Source organism: Pseudomonas sp. C 49-2 (genome assembly GCF_003970195.1).
Classification (GTDB): Bacteria; Pseudomonadota; Gammaproteobacteria; order Pseudomonadales; family Pseudomonadaceae; genus Aquipseudomonas; species Aquipseudomonas canadensis.
The window spans coordinates 1-19805 of the sequence record NZ_RXYG01000029.1 but is presented as its reverse complement, the minus strand read 5'-3'; the positions used below and the strand labels follow the sequence as shown (position 1 = coordinate 19805).

Genomic DNA, 19805 nt, shown 5'->3' with positions numbered 1-19805 from the left:
ACCGAGCAACCGATGACCGATAGCGTAGAACTCTTCACCGATGGCGCCTGCAAGGGCAACCCCGGCCCTGGCGGCTGGGGCGCGTTGCTGGTGTGCAAGGGCGTGGAGAAAGAGTTGTGGGGCGGCGAACCCAATACCACCAATAACCGCATGGAGTTGATGGGCGCCATTCGCGGCCTGGAAGAACTCAAGCGCCGTTGCAACGTGCTGTTGGTGACCGACTCGCAATACGTGATGAAGGGCATCAACGAGTGGATGGTCAATTGGAAGAAGCGCGGCTGGAAGACGGCGGCCAAGGAACCGGTGAAGAATGCCGACCTGTGGCAACTGCTCGATGAGCAATGCAATCGCCATGACATCACCTGGAAGTGGGTGCGCGGTCACATCGGCCACCCTGGCAACGAGCGCGCCGACCAGTTGGCCAACCGTGGCGTGGACGAAGTGCGCGGCTACAAGCAGAGCTGATGCCGACTCACGTGTTAATATCGCGACCCTTGAATCACACTACACCGTTGAGAGCTGAACCCTGATGGCCATCCGATCTGTTGTACTCGATACCGAAACCACCGGCATGCCGGTGACCGACGGCCACCGGATCATTGAAATCGGCTGTGTCGAATTGATGGGTCGCCGCCTCACCGGGCGTCACTTCCACGTCTACCTGCAACCGGACCGCGACAGTGACGAGGGCGCGATTGGCGTCCACGGCATCACCGACGAATTCCTCAAGGGCAAGCCGCGTTTCGCTGAAGTTGCCGATGAGTTCTTCGAATTCATTAACGGCGCGCAACTGATCATCCATAACGCGGCGTTCGACGTCGGCTTCATCAACAACGAATTTGCCCTGATGGGGCAGACCGATCGCGCGGATATTTCCCAGCACTGCTCGATCCTCGACACCTTGATGATGGCCCGTGAGCGTCACCCCGGCCAGCGCAACAGCCTCGATGCCTTGTGCAAACGTTATGGCGTCGACAACTCCGGTCGTGAGCTTCACGGCGCCTTGCTTGACTCCGAGATTCTTGCCGACGTCTACCTGACCATGACCGGTGGGCAGACCAGCCTGTCTCTGGCCGGTAACGCCTCCGATGGCAGCGGTTCGGCGGAAGGCTCGGGCAACCGTCCTTCGGAAATCCGCCGGTTGCCGGCTGATCGCAAGCCAAGCACGATTATCCGGGCGAGTGAGCAGGATCTGGCCGAGCATGCGGCGCGTCTGGAAGCGATTGCCAAATCGGCCGGCGCGCCGGCGTTGTGGTCGACCCTGACCCAGCAATAATGCAAACCTTGTAGGAGCCGGCTTGCCGGCGATGGCGCCCTTGAACCCATCGCAAGATTCAACGGCCTCATCGCTGGCAAGCCGGCTCCTACAGTGATTCACTGTGCTTTCGAAATCTTCATTCGCGTCATTGCCCCCCAGCTTCTACCCTTGAGTGCATAGCCCTCAGGACTGCAAGCACTCATGTACAAAGACCTGAAGTTCCCTGTCCTTATCGTGCACCGCGACATCAAGGCCGACACCGTTGCCGGTGACCGGGTCCGAGGCATCGCCCGGGAGCTGGAACAAGAGGGTTTCAGTATTTTTTCCGCAGTGGATTACGCCGAAGGGCGATTGGTGGCTTCTACCCATCATGGCCTGGCGTGCATGCTGATCGCCGCCGAAGGGGCTGGTGAAAATACCCACCTGCTGCAAAATATGGTCGAGCTGATCCGCCTGGCGCGGCTGCGGGCGCCCAATTTGCCGATCTTTGCGTTGGGCGAGCAAGTCACCCTGGAGAACGCACCGGCTGACGCCATGAGTGAACTCAACCAACTGCGCGGCATTCTCTATCTGTTCGAAGACACCGTGCCGTTTCTCGCGCGGCAAGTCGCGCGTGCGGCGCGCACTTACCTGGATGGCCTGTTGCCGCCATTCTTCAAGGCACTGGTGCAGCACACTGCTGACTCCAACTACTCCTGGCACACCCCCGGCCATGGCGGTGGCGTGGCCTACCGCAAGAGCCCGGTGGGGCAGGCGTTTCATCAGTTCTTCGGGGAAAACACCCTGCGCTCGGACCTGTCGGTATCAGTGCCTGAACTCGGCTCGTTGCTGGACCACACCGGCCCGTTGGCCGAAGCCGAGGCCCGCGCTGCGCGCAACTTTGGCGCTGACCACACCTTCTTCGTGATCAACGGCACCTCCACCGCGAACAAGATCGTCTGGCACTCCATGGTCGGGCGTGATGACCTGGTGCTGGTGGACCGCAATTGCCATAAGTCGGTGCTGCACTCGATCATCATGACCGGCGCCATCCCGCTGTACCTGTGCCCCGAACGCAACGAACTGGGGATTATCGGCCCGATTCCCTTGAGCGAATTCAGCCCCGAATCCATCCGCGCCAAGATCGACGCCAGCCCGCTCACCCGTGGCCGCCCGCCGAAAGTGAAACTGGCCGTGGTGACCAACTCCACCTATGACGGCCTGTGCTACAACGCCGAGCTGATCAAGCAGCAACTGGGCAACAGCGTCGAGGTGTTGCATTTTGACGAGGCTTGGTACGCCTATGCCGCGTTTCATGAGTTCTTCTCCGGGCGCTACGGGATGGGTACTTCGCGTACGCCAGACAGCCCGCTGGTATTCACCACCCACTCGACCCACAAGCTGCTGGCGGCCTTTAGCCAGGCCTCGATGATCCATGTGCAGGACGGCGGCGCACGCCAGCTGGACCGTGACCGTTTCAACGAAGCCTTCATGATGCACATCTCCACATCGCCGCAATACAGCATCATTGCCTCGCTGGATGTGGCGTCGGCGATGATGGAAGGCCCGGCCGGGCGTTCGCTGTTGCAGGAAATGTTCGATGAGGCGTTGAGTTTCCGCCGTGCCCTGGCCAACCTGCGCCAGCACATTGCTGAAGAGGATTGGTGGTTTTCGATCTGGCAGCCGCCATCAGTAGCGGGAATCGACCGCGTCGTCACCGCAGATTGGCTGTTGCACCCTGAGGATGATTGGCATGGCTTCGGCGACGTGGCCGAAGACTATGTGTTGCTGGACCCGATCAAAGTCACGCTGGTGATGCCCGGCCTCAATGCCGGCGGTGCCCTCAGCGATTGCGGAATTCCCGCAGCGGTCGTCAGCAAATTCCTCTGGGAGCGTGGCCTGGTGGTGGAAAAAACCGGGCTGTATTCTTTCCTTGTGTTGTTCTCCATGGGCATCACCAAGGGCAAATGGAGTACCTTGCTCACCGAGCTGTTGGAATTCAAGCGCAGTTACGACGCCAATGTCAGCCTGGCCAGTTGCCTGCCTTCGGTGTTTGCACAAGGGCCGGCGCGTTACCAAGGGCTGGGTTTGCGCGACCTGTGCAACCAATTGCACGGCTGTTACCGCAGCAATGCCACGGCCAAACACCTCAAGCGCATGTACACCGTCTTGCCGGAAATCGCGATGAAACCGGCGGACGCCTATGACCAGTTGGTGAGGGGCGAAGTGGAGGCAGTCTCCATTGACGCCTTGCAAGGCCGCGTCGCAGCGGTAATGCTGGTGCCTTATCCGCCTGGCATCCCATTGATCATGCCGGGCGAGCGCTTTACCGAGTCGACGCGCTCGATCATCGATTACCTGGCGTTTGCCCGGACGTTCGATAGCAGTTTCCCCGGTTTTGTCGCCGATGTTCATGGGTTGCAACACGAAGATGACGGCAGTGGTCGTTGTTACACCGTCGATTGCATCAAGGGTTAAGGATGGTTATGCAAGCTGTAATGAACCCGAAGTATCCGGGGCTCAGTGTAAGGGTTGCCGACGAAGGCTTTGATGCCTACGTGTGGGGCAATGATTTCAGCTTTGAGGTCAGCGCCTACGGTGAGCCGCAGATGGGCAAGCGGGTCGATCAATGGCCCGTGGAACGCATCTTGCCGTACCGCAAGTGCTATGGCATCGACCCCGAAGAGTTCGCCAGTTTCCGCGATGCGCCCGACAGCGCGATCTTCATGGCCTACCTGGATGATCGCCCGGTGGGGCATATTGTGGTCAGCACCAACTGGAACGGTTTTGCCCATGTCGATGAGCTGGCGGTGGCCTTGCCTGCGCGGCGTCACGGGGTGGCGAAGGCGTTGCTGGATGTGGCGCAGTTCTGGAGTCGCAAAAAGAATCTGCCGGGCATGATGCTGGAAACCCAGAACAACAACCTCGGCGCCTGCCGTTTGTACGAGCGTTGCGGTTATGTGATGGGTGGGGTCGACCACCTGCGCTATCGCGGCATCGACCCGCAGACCCACGAAGTGGCGATATTCTGGTATCGGCTGTTCAAAAGCGAAGTCGACAAGACTTAACCCGCCAGCAGGCCCTCGGCCTTCTGCGTCACGATCTCCAGCAGCGCATTCAGCGCCGGCGAGGACGCGCCGTCCTTGAGGGTCAGCACGTACAGGCTGACCATGATCGGCGGCGACACGGGGCACGCATCCAGCCCCGCCTCCCGTGCGCCAAAGGCGGTGAAGGGGTCAACCACCGCCAGGCCCTCTCCGGCTTCCACCATGCTGCGCATCATTTGGTAGGTCTGTACGCGCGTCTGTACCACCGGCAGCGGGCGCAGGGCCTGCAGCTTGGCATCCAGCAGGCGGCTGAGCGGGTCCTGGCCTTCCAGGCCGATCATCGATTGCCCGGCCAGGTCCTGTAGCGCGATGTATTTCTGTTTGGGCTTGAGCCAGCCATGGGGGGCGAGCAACTGCAGTTTGCCTTGGGCCAGTACCGTGCTGTGGATTTGCGGGTGTTCCGGGTCATGCAGGCTCAAACCCACATCGGCTTCGTGCAGCAGCAGGCTCCTGACAATCTCTCGGGTTGGTTGGCTCGACAGGTTGCACGGTGTGTCCTGAAAGCGTCGGCGCAACGCTGCAATGCTTTGCGGTAGCAGTTGATTGGCCAGGGGCGGCGTGCAGAGGGCGCGCAGAGTGGGGGCATGATGGTGTTTCAAGCGGCTGGCCAGACGTTGCACCGGCTCCAGCGCTTCATAGACGTGGGCGATTTCGGCTTGCAGTTCCAGGGTTTCCCGGGTGGCCTGCAAACGTCCACGCACACTGGCGAACAGCATGAACCCGAGCTGCTGCTCGGCGTCCTTGAGCGCCGCATCTACATCGCCCACGGAAAGTTGCAACCACTCGGCGGCCAAGCCTGGGTGTCCGGTCTGCAAGATGGCCTGAATCACTTCGATATGACGTAAACGCATCGCCGGAGTCTATGTGCAGCGGGCCGGGTATTCAATAGAATGGCTGCGCTGATCATCAACGACCACAGCCGGCTACCGGCATTAACAACAAAAACAGGTCTGGTCTCATATGCCTTTACCCTCGATATGCCTCGGGGTAACGGTCAAGCAACTGCTGGTCCTGGTGACCGTCGGCTGTGTGGCTGCTTATCTCTTCGACACTCAAAGCGAAACTCCGCCGGAAAACCTGGCACTTGAAGCCTTTATCCGTTCCCAGGAACAGGTAGTGGAGCAGGTGGGCTCGGTGCTGGGCATGGAGTTGGTCAGGCAGGTGGTCGCGCATCCCGGCTACAACTCCGCAGGCTACCAGCGTTCGCTGTATGCCGTTGACGGCGAGAGGGGGCGGCTGATGGTGACACTGAAGAAGGTGCAGGGAGAGCAGGGCATTGAGGTCACGGAGATCCGTCGTCCGTGATCACCCCAGCCCAGTCAATGCCGTCAATGGCCAGGACTGAGCAGGTGGATAGGGCGAGATCTTATGAAGCGAGGGTGGTTTGCGATTCGCGCACAAGAATGGTGCCAGATTGGATCAATTTGAATTCGTCGCCTTCCAGTTTCTCTACACGGTCGCCAATGGCCAGCTTGTAGGTGGTGGTAGGTGCCGAGCCAGCCAGGTCGCCTTGCGCCGGGTTGGATTCCTGGAACTCATGCACCGAATACACGCGTCCTTCTGCGTCTCTGGCATGAAACTGTCCGACTAATACTGCTGCCATCTGTTTAGAACCTCTGGAGATAAACACTCGATTTGCGGTTCTGTAGACCGTCATGGAGCGGGGTAGTTTACTTACGGAATAAAAATACTATTCGCTGATATTTTCAGATGCTTCCTACGTGTCGCAGTGCCAGGCAAACGCCTGCAGGAATATCAAAACCTTCTGGTGAACACGCCGCGAAGACTCTATAACTACAAGCTCCTTTAGTCAGACGTCGGGAAACCCCAATGAGCAAGGTCTACACCGTCGCCGTCGTGGTCGGCAGCTTGAGAAAAGACTCGATCAACCGCAAGGTCGCACTGGCACTGGCCGAACTGGCCCCTGCCAACCTGAAGTTGAACATTGTGGAAATTGGCGATTTGCCGCTCTACAACGAAGACATTGACGGGGCCACACCGCCGGCAGCCTACAGTACTTTCCGCAAACAAGTGAGCTCATCCGACGCGGTGTTGTTCGTGACCCCGGAATACAACCGCTCCGTGCCCGCCCCGCTGAAGAACGCCATCGACGTCGGTTCGCGGCCTTACGGCCAGAGCGCCTGGAGTGGCAAGCCGGGCGCGATCATCAGTGTGTCGCCGGGTGCGATTGGTGGGTTTGGCGCCAACCATCATCTGCGCCAGTCCCTGGTGTTCCTTGATGTGCCCTGCATGCAACAGCCGGAGGCCTATCTGGGTGGCGCGGGCAGTGTGTTTGACGAGGCGGGCAAGGTGTCGGAAAAGACCAAGCCTTTCCTGCAGGCGTTTATCGATGCCTACGGTAAATGGGTCGAAAAACAGCACGCTTGATTTGCAACGAGATCAAATTGTGGGAGCGGGCTTGCTCGCGAAAGCGGAGCGTCAGTCGATGTATTTATCAACTGACAGCTTGCATTCGCGAGCAAGCCCGCTCCCACATTGGGTTCAGCGCAACCAGTTGGTGCGCGCCAGTTCGATCACTTCATCGCCCCGGCCACTCATCACCGCCTTGAGCATATACAGGCTGAAACCCTTGGCCTGTTCCAGCTTGATGGTCGGCGGCATCACCAACTCCTGGGTCGCGGTGACCACGTCCACCAGCACCGGGCCGTCATGGGCGAGGGCGCGGCGCAGGGCCGGTTCCAGGTCTTCGGACTGCTCCACGCGAATGCCGAGGATGCCCATGGCGTTGGACATGGCGGCGAAATCCGGGTTTTTCAGCTCGGTACCGGCATCCAGATAGCCCGCAGCTTTCATTTCCATGGCAACGAACCCCAAGGAAGAGTTATCGAACACGATGACTTTCACCGGCAGTTTCAACTGCGCCAAGGAGATGAAATCCCCCATCAGCATGGCGAAACCACCGTCACCCGACATCGAGATCACCTGCCGATCCGGAAAGGCTGCCTGGGCACCAATGGCTTGGGGCATGGCATTGGCCATCGAGCCGTGGTTGAACGAACCGATCAGCCGGCGCTTGCCATTCATCTTCAAATAGCGCGCAGCCCACACGGTGGGCGAGCCGACATCGGCGGTGAAGATCGCATTGTCATCCGCCAATTCACTGAGCAGGCGTGCGACGTATTGCGGGTGAATCGGTCGATTGGCTTTCGAGGGTTGAGCGAGGTCGTCCAGCCCTTGGCGGGCTTTCTCGTAGTGCTTCAGGGAGGTTTCGAGAAAGCTGCGATCGGTCTTGCGCGTCAGGCGCGGCAGCAGGGCGCCGATGGTTTCGCTGACATCCGCGGCAATACCCAGGTCCAGTGTGGCGCGGCGGCCGAGGGCCTGCGGATTGCGGTCGACCTGAATGATCTTGGCGTCAGTGGGGTAGAACTGGCGATAGGGGAAGTCGGTGCCGAGCATGATCAAGGTGTCGCAGTCGAGCATGGCATGGTAGCCGGAGCTGAAGCCGATCAGGCCGGTCATGCCTACGTCGAACGGGTTGTCCCATTCCACATGCTCTTTACCGCGCAGTGCATGCACCACGGGAGCGCCGAGGGCGTCGGCCAGGGCCACCACTTGATCATGGGCGCCGGCACAGCCGCTGCCGCACAGCAGGGTGGTTTTCTGGCTGCTTTCCAGGATCTCGGTGAAGCGTTGCAGGTCCTGTTCCGCCGGCAGCGTGCGTGGCGCATGCAAGGCTGGCCAAGGCTTTAGCTTGTCTTCCACTTCTAGCAGCGACACATCGCCCGGAATCACCACCACCGCGACGCCCCGATTGAGGATCGCCGAACGCATGGCGCGGTGCAGCACATGGGGCATCTGCTCGGGGTTAGTCACCAGTTCGATAAAGTGGCTGCATTCCTTGAACAGTTCCTGCGGATGGGTTTCCTGAAAGTAGTTCAGGCCGATCTCCGACGACGGGATCTGCGCGGCAATTGCCAGCACCGGCACATGGTTGCGATGACAGTCGAACAGGCCATTGATCAAGTGCAGGTTGCCCGGCCCGCAACTGCCAGCGCATACGGTCAGTTCTCCGGTGGCCGCCGCTTCGGCGCCGGCGGCAAAGGCAGCCACTTCCTCGTGGCGCACATGCATCCATTCGATGCTGTCCATGGTGCGCAGGGCGTCGGTGAGGCCGTTCAGGCTGTCGCCGGTCAGGCCCCAGATGCGCTTGATGCCCGCCTGTTCAAGGGTGGTCGCCAATTGCTGGGCCAGGTTGATTTTCGCCATGAAGAACTCCAATCGTCAGTGAGGTTAAAAACTGCTGATCAATAGGGGACAGTTCGATCACGGCGGATGTTCATCCTTTAATGTGAAGATTGCGTCATGGCTGCCCGGTACTGCCGGGTACGCCGCGCCAGAAACCATTGGTCGCGCACCAACGCCATGCACGGCGCAACATTGGCTTTGGGCAAATGGCCGCGGCTGAGGCGGCGCATCTGGTAGCGCACCACGGCGAGGATGGCGAGGGACGCCAGGGGTTTGCGCTTCCAGTCGATGGGCTTGAGTTGCGGGTTGGGGTCGCGGCCTTCGCGCCAGTGCTGGATCAGTTGCGGCTCCAGCGTCAGGGCCGTGGCGATCCCGGCCATGGCGACGCCGCTGTCCAGCACCTGTTGCACGATGGGCAGGCGGCGAATGCCGCCGGTGACCATCACCGGCATCTTGGCGATGGTCGCCAGTTGGCTGGCGAACTCCAGGAAGTACGCCTCACGTGCCAGGGTGCGACCGTCACGTGCTTCGCCTTGCATGGCCGGTGCTTCGTAACTGCCACCGGATAACTCCAGCAGGTCGATGGGCAACGGGTTGAGCATTTCGACCACGGCGCGTGCGTCGGCTTCTGCAAAGCCGCCCCGTTGGAAGTCGGCAGAGTTTAGTTTGACGGCAACACAAAACGACGGGCTGACGTTAGCGCGCACTGCACGAATCACTTCCAGCAACAGCCGCGCGCGGTTCTCCAGGGAACCGCCCCAGCGGTCGGTGCGCTGATTGCTCAGCGGGGATAGGAACTGGCTGAGCAAGTAGCCATGGGCACCGTGGATCTGCACACCGGTAAACCCGGCTTGCTCGGCCAGGCGTGCGCTGGTGGCGAAGCGCTGGATCACGTCCTGGATGTCGTCTTCGGTCATGGCCTTGGGCGTGGCAAACATCTTCGAGAAACCGCCCAGGTCGAGCGCCACGGCGGACGGTGCAATGGCTTGCTGGCGCAGGTTGGCCGGCGTCTGGCGACCTGGGTGGCTGAGTTGTACCCAGAAGTGCACGCCGTTGTCGCGCGCCACGTCGGCCCACTCGCGAAAGCTCGCCAGGTGCTGCTCATCCTCAAGCGCCACGCCGCCGGGGCCGGTCATGGCGCGGCGGTCGACCATTACGTTGCCGGTGATCAACAAGCCGGGCTCGCCCTGCGCCCAAGCCTTGTACAACTGCTTCAATTCGCGCGACGGGGCCTGATTGCCATCGGCCATATTTTCTTCCATCGCGGCCTTGGCGATGCGGTTGGAGAGGACTTGACCATTGGGCAATTGCAGGGCTTCAAAGGGTGACATGGGTTGACTCCTGAGCGGGGGAGGCCTCAGGCTAAGCTTAAAGTTAACTTTAATGTCAAGCAGGGGCGGTGATGAATATTGGTGAGCTGGCAAAGCAGAGTGGGTTAGCGGCTTCGCGGATCCGCTTTTATGAGGCTGAGGGGCTTATCAGCCAGGTGGGGCGCCAGGCCAATGGTTATCGGCGTTACGCGCCGGAGGCGCTGCAAACCCTGCAACTGATCCAGAGCGCGCAACAGGCGGGGTTTACCTTGCAGGAACTCAAGGCACTGATGCCGGCGCCGGGCGAGCACAAGCGCGAAGAGTTGATCGAGGCATTGGAGCGCAAAGTCGCGCAGATCGAAGAGATGCAAGCGCAGTTGGCCCACAGCAAGGCGCAATTGCTGGGGGTGATCGAAGCGGTGCGGGCGCAGCCGGAAGGTGTGCCCTGCAGCATGGGGCAAAAGCAGGTGCTGGCGTCGGTCAAACTCAATGCGTAAAAAAGCCCTGGCATGCCAGGGCTTTTTCATACGCCAAGACTCAGCGACGACGGAACAGCGGCAGCGGTTCATCCGTGGCTGCCTGGTACGTCACCGAGAAGTCCTTGAGGCTTTCCAGCGCTTCGTACGGGTCTTTGTCGGCGCGCAGGGCGAAGGCATCGAACCCGCAGCGGCGCAGGTAGAACAACTGGTCGCGCAGCACGTCGCCAATCGCGCGCAGCTCGCCTTTGTAACCGTAACGGTCACGTAGCAGGCGTGCGTTGGAGTAGTTGCGGCCGTCGGTGAAGGCCGGGAAGTTCAGGGCGATGACCTGGAAGTGTTCCACGTCGTCACCGATCTCTTCGGCTTCTTCATCGGCATCCAGCCACACGCCCAGGCCGCCGTCGCGGGCCTTGAGGGCGTGGCCGTGTTCGCGCCACAGGGCCAACGGCACGATCAGGTCGTCGCAGTTGGAGATGCCGTCGAAGCTCGCGTCCTTGGGCAGCAGGTGCCAGGTTTCATCGAGGACTTCGTTGTTCTTAATGATTCGCTGCATAGACGCGCTCCTTGAACAGGTCGATGCCGATGCGCTGGTAGGTGTCGATGAAACGCTCGTCTTCGGTGCGCTGTTCGATGTAGACGTCGATCAGCTTGCCGATCACCTCAGGCATGGCTTCCTGGGCGAAGGATGGGCCGAGGATCTTGCCCAGGCTCGCATCGCGGCTGGCGCTGCCACCCAGGGACACTTGGTAGAATTCTTCGCCTTTCTTGTCCACGCCCAGGATGCCGATGTGGCCGACGTGGTGGTGACCACAGGCGTTCATGCAACCGGAGATGTTCAAGTCCAGCTCGCCGATGTCGAACAGGTAATCCAGGTCGTCGAAACGGCGCTGGATCGATTCGGCGATCGGGATCGACTTGGCGTTGGCCAGGGAGCAGAAATCGCCGCCCGGGCAGCAGATGATATCGGTCAGCAGGCCGATGTTCGGCGTGGCGAAACCGCCTTCGCGCAGCTCGCCCCACAGGGTGAACAGTTGGCTCTGCTCAACATCCGCGAGGATGATGTTCTGCTCGTGGGAGGTGCGCAGTTGACCGAAGCTGTAGCGTTCGGCCAGGTCGGCGACGGCGTCCAGCTGCTTGTCGGTGATATCGCCCGGAGCAACCCCGGTAGGTTTCAGCGACAAGGTTACGGCCACGTAGCCCGGCTTTTTGTGCGCCAGGGTGTTGCGGCTACGCCAGCGGGCGAAGCCCGGATGCTCTTGGTCAAGTGCTGCGAGCTCGGCGTCCTGATTGCTCAGGGCCTTGTACTCAGGGTCGACGAAGTGTTTGGCGACGCGGTGCACTTCGGCTTCGGTCAGGGTGGTCTGGCCGCCGCGCAGGTGTTCCATCTCGGCGTCGACTTTCTGGGCGAACACCTCAGGGGTCAGCGCCTTGACCAGGATCTTGATCCGGGCCTTGTACTTGTTATCACGACGGCCATAGCGGTTGTAAACCCGCAGGATCGCGTCGAGGTAGCTCAACAGGTCCTGCCACGGCAGGAACTCGTTGATAAAGGCGCCGACGACCGGGGTACGGCCGAGGCCGCCACCGACCAATACGCGGAAGCCCAGTTCGCCGGCTTCGTTGTGCACCGGCTCCAGGCCGATATCGTGCACTTCGATGGCCGCACGGTCCGAGGTCGAGCCATTGATGGCGATCTTGAACTTGCGCGGCAGGTAGGCGAATTCGGGGTGGAAGGTGGTCCACTGACGGACGATTTCGCACCAGGGGCGTGGGTCGATCAGTTCGTCGGCGGCAACACCGGCGAATTGGTCGGTGGTCACGTTGCGCAGGCAGTTACCGCTGGTCTGAATGGCGTGCATCTGCACGGTGGCCAGTTCAGCCAGGATGTCCGGCACATCTTCCAGCGCCGGCCAGTTGAACTGTACGTTCTGGCGGGTACTGATGTGGGCATAGCCTTTGTCGAAGTCGCGGGCAATCTTGGCCATCATGCGCGTCTGGCGCGACGTCAGTTGGCCATAGGGCACGGCCACCCGCAGCATCGGCGCAAAGCGCTGAACATAAAGGCCATTTTGCAGGCGCAGAGGGCGGAACTCTTCTTCGCTCAGTTCACCTGCTAGGTAGCGTCGGGTCTGATCACGGAACTGCTTGACGCGGTCCTCGATGATGCGCTGATCGTATTCGTCGTATACGTACATATAGGTCCTGTTCTCGGCAAATCTGCGCGCACGGCCGCGCACTCCCAACGGAGCCGGCGCACGATACCAGTTTGCGTTTATGCGCAAAAGTGATGTTTGAGTATATGCAAATAACCAAAATGACTAATGAGAACGGTTATCGCGATACCCACATTTGTCATGCGGGCAATCGTCGACTTTACTGTGATCGTGTCTGAACGTTATCACCGATAAAACCGACAAGAGGCGATGCGATGAGCAATTCGACAAAAGCCCGTAAACCCGACAGTACCGTGGACGCCTGGGCCATTCTGTTCTTGATAATCCTGGTGGTTGGGACTGCCGTGTTCTGGGTCAGCCACCAGTAGTCATAGATACGGACCCCTGTAGGAGCTGGCTTGCCAGCGATTGCCTCACCTCGGTTGTCAGCCACACCGCAGTGATGCTATCGCTGGCAAGCCAGCTCCTACAGTACAGTCAGGTTGGGTTTACACCCCAGCCAGGTGCAACACCAGTTGCACGATGCCAAACAGCATCAGCGCGAACACCGCCGTAAACAAAACCCCCAGGATCACAAAGTGGCTGGGCTTGCCGTGGGTGAAATCCCGCGCGCGGTTCTTGCCGCTTTGCACGCCAAACGCGGCGGCCATGACGCTGTGGAGAATCTGCCAGAAGGTCGGTGGCTTTTGATCGTCCATGGGTCCCTCGACACCAAGTGTGTGAGGGACAGCATAGACAATCCAGCGAGGCTTAGTTGTCGTAACCCAGGTTCGGCGCCAACCAGCGCTCGGTCACGCTCAGGTCCTGGCCTTTGCGCGCGGTGTAGCTCGCCACCTGGTCTTTGTCGACCTTGCCCACGGCGAAATACTGCGCCTGCGGGTGGGCGAAGTACCAGCCGCTGACCGCTGCCGCCGGGAACATCGCGTAGTGTTCGGTGAGGAACACGCCGCTGCGACCCGCTTCCATCTCGCGTGCCTCGGGGTCGAGCAGTTGGAACAAGGTGCCTTTCTCGGTGTGATCCGGGCATGCCGGGTAGCCGGGGGCAGGGCGGATGCCGCTGTACTGCTCCTTGATCAGCGCTTCGTTGTCCAGTTGCTCGTCCTTGGCGTAACCCCAGTAGTCTTTACGCACTTGCTGGTGCAGCCATTCGGCGCAGGCTTCGGCCAGGCGGTCGGCAAGGGCCTTGACCATGATCGAGTTGTAGTCGTCGCCCGCGTCCTGGTAGGCCTTGGCGACCTCTTCGGCGCCGATGCCGGCGGTGGTGATGAAACCGCCGATGTAGTCGGTCACGCCGCTGTCCTTGGGCGCCACGAAGTCGGCCAGGGAGAAGTTCGGCTTGCCGTCGGTCTTGATGATCTGCTGGCGCAAGTGGTGCAGTTTGGCGATCGGCTGGCCGTCTTCGCCGTAGACTTCCAGGTCATCGTCCTGCACCTGGTTGGTCGGCCAGAAACCGAACACCGCACGGGCGCTGATGAGTTTTTCGTCGATCAGCTTCTTGAGCATTTCCTGGGCGTCGGCGTACAGCGAAGTCGCTGCTTCACCGACGACTTCATCAGTCAGAATGCGTGGGAATTTGCCCGCCAGGTCCCAGGAAATGAAGAACGGCGTCCAGTCGATGTACTCGGCCAGTACGTTGAGGTCAATATTGTCCAGGACCTTGGCGCCGGTAAAGGTCGGCACTACCGGCGTGTAGGTGCTCCAGTCGAACTGCGGCTTTTTGGCGATGGCCGCCGGGTAGCTCAGGCGTTCGGTGCGGGCGCTGCGGTTTGCGGTGCGCTCGCGCACTTCCACGTATTCCTCGCGGGTACGCTCCACGAAGCCGGCTTTCAGCTCCTTGGACAGCAACTGAGTCGCCACGCCGACTGCACGCGAGGCGTCGGTGACATACACCACGGCATCGTTGCTGTACTTGGGCTCGATCTTCACCGCCGTATGCGCCTTGGACGTGGTAGCACCACCGATCATCAGCGGCAGGTGGAAGTCCTGGCGCTGCATCTCGCGAGCCACGTGCACCATCTCATCCAGGGAGGGCGTGATCAGGCCGGACAGCCCGATGATGTCGCACTTCTGCTCCTTGGCCACCTGCAGGATCTTCTCCGCCGGCACCATCACGCCGAGGTCGACAATGTCATAGCCGTTGCAACCCAGCACCACGCCGACGATGTTCTTGCCGATGTCGTGCACGTCGCCTTTCACCGTCGCCATCAGGATCTTGCCCTTGGCTTCCGGCTTGTCGCCTTTTTCCAGCTCGATGAACGGGATCAAGTGGGCCACGGCTTGCTTCATGACGCGGGCGGATTTCACCACCTGGGGCAGGAACATTTTGCCCGCGCCAAACAGGTCGCCGACGATGTTCATGCCGGACATCAGCGGGCCTTCGATCACTTCGATCGGGCGTGCAAACGACAGCCGCGATTCTTCGGTATCTTCAACAATATGCGTGGTGATGCCCTTGACCAGAGCGTGTTCCAGGCGCTTGTTCACCGGCCAGCCACGCCACTCCTCGGTCTCGGCCTCTTTTACGCTGCCGTCGCCCTTGTACTTGTCAGCGATGGCGAGGAGGGCGTCGGTGCCGTCCGGCGTGCGGTTGAGTACCACGTCTTCAACGGCGTCGCGCAACTCGGCCGGGATCTGGTCGTAGATCTCCAACTGGCCGGCGTTGACGATGCCCATGGTCAGGCCGTTGCGGATCGCATACAGCAGGAACACCGAGTGGATCGCCTCACGCACCGGGTTGTTGCCACGGAACGAGAACGACACGTTGGACACGCCGCCGGAGGTCAGCGCGTACGGCAGTTCGTCGCGGATGTAGGCACAGGCGTTGATGAAGTCGACGGCGTAGTTGTTGTGCTCTTCGATACCGGTCGCGACCGCAAAGATGTTCGGGTCGAAGATGATGTCTTCCGGTGGGAAGCCGACTTCATTGACCAGGATGTCGTAGGAGCGTTTGCAGATCTCTTTCTTGCGCGCTTCGGTGTCGGCCTGGCCGGCTTCGTCGAAGGCCATCACCACCACGGCGGCGCCGTAACGCTTGCACAGCTTGGCGTGGTGAATGAACTGCTCCACACCTTCCTTCATGCTGATGGAGTTGACGATGCCCTTGCCCTGGATGCACTTGAGGCCAGCTTCGATCACGTCCCACTTGGAGGAGTCGATCATGATCGGCACGCGGGAGATGTCCGGCTCGCCGGCAATCAGATTGAGGAAGGTCACCATGGCCTTCTTCGAATCGAGCATGCCCTCGTCCATATTGATGTCGATCACCTGGGCGCCGGCTTCCACCTGCTGCAAGGCGACTTCCAGGGCTTCGGTGTAGTTGTCCTCGCGGATCAGGCGCGCGAACTTGGCCGAGCCGGTGATGTTGGTGCGCTCACCGACGTTGACGAACAACGAGCTGCGATCGATGGTGAAGGGTTCCAGGCCCGACAGGCGGCAAGCCTTCGGGATATCCGGGATCTGGCGCGGTGCGTAACCGGCCACGGCCTTGGCGATAGCCTCGATGTGGCCCGGCGTGGTACCGCAGCAACCGCCGACAATGTTGAGGAAGCCGCTCTGGGCAAACTCTTCGATGACCTTGGCGGTTTGTGATGGCAACTCATCGTATTCACCGAATTCGTTGGGCAGGCCGGCGTTCGGGTGCGCAGAAACGTGGGTGTTGGCCTTGTTCGACAACTCTTCCAGGTACGGACGCAGCTCGCTGGCGCCCAGGGCGCAGTTGAGGCCCACGGAAATCGGCTTGGCGTGGGCCACGGAGTTCCAGAACGCTTCGGTGGTCTGGCCCGACAGCGTACGGCCGGAGGCGTCGGTGATGGTGCCGGAGATCATGATCGGCAGTTCGATGTTCAGCGCTTCGAATACACCTTGCACGGCAAAGATCGCGGCCTTGGCGTTGAGGGTGTCGAAGATGGTCTCGATCAGGATCAGGTCGGCGCCGCCTTCGATCAGGCCTTGGGTGGCCTCGGTGTAGTTTTCCACCAGCTCATCGAAGGTCACGTTGCGGTAGCCGGGGTTGTTCACGTCGGGTGACAGCGAGCAGGTGCGGCTGGTCGGGCCGAGCACGCCGGCGACGAAACGCGGCTTGGCCGGGTTTTCGGCGGTCTTGGCGTCGGCAATCTTGCGCGCCAGGCGTGCGCCCTCTACGTTTAGTTCATAGGCCAGTTCTTCCATGCCGTAGTCGGCCATGGAGATGCGCGTGGCGTTGAAGGTGTTGGTTTCGAGGATGTCGGCGCCAGCATCCAGGTAGGCTTTTTCGATGCCACCGATCACGTCGGGCCGGGTGAGCACCAGCAGGTCGTTGTTACCCTTGACGTCGCTTGGCCAATCGGCGAAGCGTTTGCCACGGTAGTCATTTTCCTCAAGCTTGTAGCTCTGGATCATCGTGCCCATACCGCCGTCGAGGATCAGGATACGTTCCTTGAGGGCTTGATGAAGGGCTTGCAGACGAACGCTACGATCGGACATGGGACTACTCTGGTCAGGCATTTCGGAGGGCGTGAATCATAACAAACCTGTGCCGATTTAGAGCATGCGCAGTTTTTGCATGAATATCGTTCATGTTGGGCGGGGGCGTGGCCCGGTAGAATCACCGGCAAATTTTTAGCGTACGTATTGAATCGGGACCGGATACATGTCACTTCGCCTCATCACCAGTGCCGCCCTGGCACTGGTCGCCTGCATTGCGCAGGCCGACGGACCCGCCCCGGCGATTTCGTACACCCGCGATATTCAACCGATCTTCACCGAGAAATGCGTGGCTTGCCATGCCTGCTATGACTCCGCCTGCCAACTGAACCTGGGCAGCGCCGAAGGCGTGGCGCGCGGTGCGAGCAAAGTACCGGTCTACGATGGCGAGCGCAGCCAGGCAACGCCGACCACTCGGCTGTTCTATGACGCTTTCGGCAAGCAGGCCTGGCAGCAGAAGGGCTTTTACTCAGTATTGGATGCACAGGGCAGCCAGGCTGCGCTGATGGCGCGCATGCTGGAGTTGGGTCATAACGCACCGCTGCAACCCAACGCCAAGCTGCCCGAAGACATCGTACTGGGCCTGAACCGCGAGAACATGTGCGCCATGCCCGGCGAGTTCAATGCCTACGCGGGTGCCCATCCCAAGGAGGGCATGCCGCTGGCGGTCACCGGCCTGACGGACCAGCAGTACCAGACATTGCAACGCTGGCTCGCGTCCGGCGCGGCTATCGATGAACAAGGCTTGGCGCCCAGCGCCAAGGAAGCGCTGCAGGTACAGCAGTGGGAAAACCTGCTCAACCAGCCCGGGGCCAGGGAAAGCCTGGTAGCGCGCTGGTTGTTCGAGCATTTGTTCCTCGCCCATATCTACTTCGAAAACGGCGAGCCGGGGCATTTCTTCCAGTGGGTGCGCTCGCGTACGCCGAGCGGGCAGCCGATTGACCTGATCGCAACTCGCCGCCCGAACGATGACCCAGGCACCCAGGTTTACTACCGTCTGTGGCCGGTGCAGGGCGTGATCGTGCATAAAACCCACATCACGTACCCGCTCAGCGCCGAGAAAATGGCTCGCATCAAAGCGCTGTTCTACGCCGGCAACTGGCAGGTCAACGCCTTGCCTGGCTACGGACCGGGCCGTCGTGCCAACCCCTTCGAAACCTTCGAGGCGATTCCAGCCAAGGCGCGTTACCAGTTCATGCTGGACAACGCCGAGTACTTCGTACGCACCTTTATTCGTGGGCCCGTGTGCCGTGGGCAGATCGCCACGGACGTGATCCGCGACAATTTCTGGACCCTGTTCCAGGACCCGGACCATGACCTCTACATCACCGATGCGCGTTATCGCGGCCAGGCCACGCCGTTGCTGGCCATGCCGGGGCAGAACGATGACGTAGGCAGTGTGCTGAGCCTGTGGCTCGCTTACCGTGACAAGCGTAATCAATACGAAGCGCTGCGCCGTGACAACTATGCGGACGTTCCCGCGCCAAGCTGGTCGTCGCTGTGGGCCGGGAATGACAACGCCTTGCTGAGCATTTTCCGCCACTTCGACAGTGCCTCGGTGACCAAGGGCTTGATTGGTGAAGTGCCGCAGACGATGTGGCTGTTTGACTATCCGTTGCTGGAGCGCACCTATTATCAGTTGGCGGTGAATTTTGATGTGTTCGGCAATGTGTCGCACCAAGCCCAGACCCGCTTGTACTTCGACCTGATCCGCAACGGCGCCGAGCAGAACTTCCTGCGCCTGATGCCCGCAGACTCCCGCGAAGACTTCCTCGATGACTGGTATCAGAACAGTGGCAAGCTCAAGTTGTGGTTGGACTATGAGGCGATTGATGACGACAAGCCCACCGGCTTGCATCTGAGCGAAAACGATCCGAAGCGCGACTTTGCCAACCAGTTGCTCACGCGTTATGGCGATTTGAATGTCAGCCCGGACCCGATCAACCGTTGCACTGGCGCCTATTGCTCCCGTGATGGTATCGACCCGGCGTTGCAGGATGCCGAGCAAGCGCTGAGCCGCCTGACCTCACGCCCGGCCGCCGGGCTCAAGGTTATCGATCTATTGCCTGAAGCGACGATGCTGCGGGTTGAGACTGCCAGCGGTAAGCGTGTGGTCTACAGCATGTTGCGCAATCGTGCTCACAGTAATGTGGCGTTTCTGTTGGGTGAGGCTTATCGCTATCAGCCGGGCCTGGACACAGTGACCATCTATCCGGGTGTGTTGAGCAGCTATCCGAACTTTATGTTCAATATTCCGGCGCAGGAAGTGCCGGAGTTTGTGGCTGAAATGGAGCGGGCCAAGGATGCCAAGCGGTTTGAGAAGATTGTGGATCGTTGGGGTGTGCGGCGTAGTCATCCGCTGTTTTGGCAGTATTTCCATGATTTGTCGGAGTACATTCGAGAGACTACGCCGGTTGAGGAGGGGGTGTTGGATATGAATCGGTATGAGAATTTGTGAGGGTTTTTTGGAGTGCATATCCGTTATTTGGGTGATGGCTGGTATTGGTTCCGCCCTTACGGCGGGTCACTTTCGAAAAGCCGGAATGCCGGCCCAGTCGAAAGTAACCAAAGCGCTCTTGCCCCAACACTCGGCACCTCGCCTAGGCTCGGTGTGCCCTCACTCCGGCTTGAATCCGTGGGCCGCCGCGATGGGCCATCCTTGGCCCAGCGCGGCTAACCCGGCGTCCTGCCGGGTTACCCACGGATTCAAGCCTGCGTTCGGCCAGCGTGTTTGACGGGGCGCCTAAGATCAAAATCAAGATCAAGAGCGACTCGCTTCGCATCGTGGATACGTTGGTGTGTATCCCGTTTTTTTGCATCATCGTTGACGA

General features: G+C 60.4%; 16 protein-coding genes. 8 read left to right on the top strand and 8 right to left on the bottom strand.

Annotated features, from left to right (window positions below; all coding sequences use genetic code 11):
- The first annotated feature begins 12 nt into the window (after nucleotides 1-12).
- The 4 genes from rnhA to EJ576_RS29245 all read left to right on the top strand — a co-directional run bounded on the left by rnhA (nucleotide 13) and on the right by EJ576_RS29245 (nucleotide 4305).
- Nucleotides 13-465, top strand: a complete 453-nt coding sequence (gene rnhA / locus EJ576_RS29265; protein WP_010210917.1) for a ribonuclease HI — start codon at nucleotides 13-15, stop codon at nucleotides 463-465.
- A gap of 70 nt (nucleotides 466-535) precedes the next feature.
- On the top strand, nucleotides 536-1276 hold the full coding sequence (gene dnaQ, locus EJ576_RS29260) for a DNA polymerase III subunit epsilon (RefSeq protein WP_164393733.1): 741 nt from the start codon (nucleotides 536-538) through the stop codon (nucleotides 1274-1276).
- Nucleotides 1277-1459: 183 nt separating this feature from the next.
- Nucleotides 1460-3715, top strand: a complete 2256-nt coding sequence (locus EJ576_RS29250) for an Orn/Lys/Arg decarboxylase N-terminal domain-containing protein (RefSeq protein WP_122726769.1) — start codon at nucleotides 1460-1462, stop codon at nucleotides 3713-3715.
- 8 nt (nucleotides 3716-3723) lie between these two features.
- A complete protein-coding gene (locus tag EJ576_RS29245) occupies nucleotides 3724-4305 on the top strand; it encodes a GNAT family N-acetyltransferase (protein WP_073860002.1) in 582 nt (193 codons plus the stop codon).
- Here EJ576_RS29245 and EJ576_RS29240 read toward each other — a convergent pair.
- Nucleotides 4302-5195 carry a LysR substrate-binding domain-containing protein gene (locus EJ576_RS29240; protein ID WP_126571732.1) on the bottom strand — a complete coding sequence of 298 codons (894 nt, stop codon included), beginning with the start codon at nucleotides 5193-5195 and terminating at the stop codon, nucleotides 4302-4304. The two genes, EJ576_RS29245 and EJ576_RS29240, sit on opposite strands and share 4 nt — an antisense overlap.
- 109 nt (nucleotides 5196-5304) lie before the next feature.
- Between EJ576_RS29240 and EJ576_RS29235 the strand changes: the two genes are divergently transcribed.
- Nucleotides 5305-5649, top strand: coding sequence for a hypothetical protein (locus EJ576_RS29235; RefSeq protein ID WP_016979715.1), 345 nt, complete (start codon nucleotides 5305-5307; stop codon nucleotides 5647-5649).
- A 61-nt stretch (nucleotides 5650-5710) separates the two neighbouring features.
- Here the strand turns inward: EJ576_RS29235 and EJ576_RS29230 are convergent, their stop codons facing one another.
- The gene (locus tag EJ576_RS29230; protein WP_016979714.1) at nucleotides 5711-5947 is read right to left on the bottom strand and encodes a hypothetical protein; all 237 of its coding nucleotides are present in this window, start codon (nucleotides 5945-5947) and stop codon (nucleotides 5711-5713) included.
- Nucleotides 5948-6174: 227 nt separating this feature from the next.
- Here EJ576_RS29230 and EJ576_RS29225 point away from each other — a divergent pair, with 227 nt between their 5' ends.
- Entirely contained in the window at nucleotides 6175-6732 is a 558-nt protein-coding gene (locus EJ576_RS29225; RefSeq protein ID WP_126571731.1) for an NADPH-dependent FMN reductase, read from the top strand.
- A 114-nt stretch (nucleotides 6733-6846) separates the two neighbouring features.
- Here EJ576_RS29225 and poxB read toward each other — a convergent pair whose 3' ends face one another.
- Together poxB and EJ576_RS29210 are read right to left on the bottom strand one after the other, a co-directional pair.
- A complete protein-coding gene (gene poxB, locus EJ576_RS29215) occupies nucleotides 6847-8571 on the bottom strand; it encodes a ubiquinone-dependent pyruvate dehydrogenase (RefSeq protein ID WP_126571729.1) in 1725 nt (574 codons plus the stop codon).
- Nucleotides 8572-8648: 77 nt separating this feature from the next.
- Nucleotides 8649-9881, bottom strand: a complete 1233-nt coding sequence (locus EJ576_RS29210) for an NADH:flavin oxidoreductase/NADH oxidase family protein (protein ID WP_122726779.1) — start codon at nucleotides 9879-9881, stop codon at nucleotides 8649-8651.
- 71 nt (nucleotides 9882-9952) lie between these two features.
- Here EJ576_RS29210 and EJ576_RS29205 point away from each other — a divergent pair, with 71 nt between their 5' ends.
- Nucleotides 9953-10357: a MerR family transcriptional regulator gene (locus tag EJ576_RS29205; protein ID WP_122726781.1), complete on the top strand. Its 405-nt coding sequence runs from the start codon at nucleotides 9953-9955 to the stop codon at nucleotides 10355-10357.
- Nucleotides 10358-10397: 40 nt separating this feature from the next.
- On the opposite strand, the gene EJ576_RS29200 is transcribed toward EJ576_RS29205, so the two are convergent.
- The 4 genes from EJ576_RS29200 to metH all read right to left on the bottom strand — a co-directional run bounded on the left by EJ576_RS29200 (nucleotide 10398) and on the right by metH (nucleotide 16974).
- A complete protein-coding gene (locus EJ576_RS29200; protein ID WP_048727764.1) occupies nucleotides 10398-10892 on the bottom strand; it encodes a DUF934 domain-containing protein in 495 nt (164 codons plus the stop codon).
- Complete coding sequence (locus tag EJ576_RS29195; RefSeq protein WP_126571728.1) at nucleotides 10876-12534, bottom strand: nitrite/sulfite reductase; 1659 nt, start codon at nucleotides 12532-12534, stop codon at nucleotides 10876-10878. The genes EJ576_RS29200 and EJ576_RS29195 overlap by 17 nt, the downstream gene beginning before the upstream one ends.
- Before the next feature lie 467 nt (nucleotides 12535-13001).
- Complete coding sequence (locus EJ576_RS29190) at nucleotides 13002-13211, bottom strand: DUF2970 domain-containing protein (protein ID WP_126571727.1); 210 nt, start codon at nucleotides 13209-13211, stop codon at nucleotides 13002-13004.
- 52 nt (nucleotides 13212-13263) lie between these two features.
- Nucleotides 13264-16974 (bottom strand): methionine synthase, encoded by a 3711-nt coding sequence (gene metH, locus EJ576_RS29185; protein ID WP_126571726.1) that lies wholly within the window; start codon nucleotides 16972-16974, stop codon nucleotides 13264-13266.
- 166 nt (nucleotides 16975-17140) lie between these two features.
- On the opposite strand from metH, the gene EJ576_RS29175 reads away from it, so the two are divergent.
- Complete coding sequence (locus EJ576_RS29175; RefSeq protein ID WP_126571724.1) at nucleotides 17141-19432, top strand: fatty acid cis/trans isomerase; 2292 nt, start codon at nucleotides 17141-17143, stop codon at nucleotides 19430-19432.
- The last annotated feature ends 373 nt before the right edge of the window (nucleotides 19433-19805 follow it).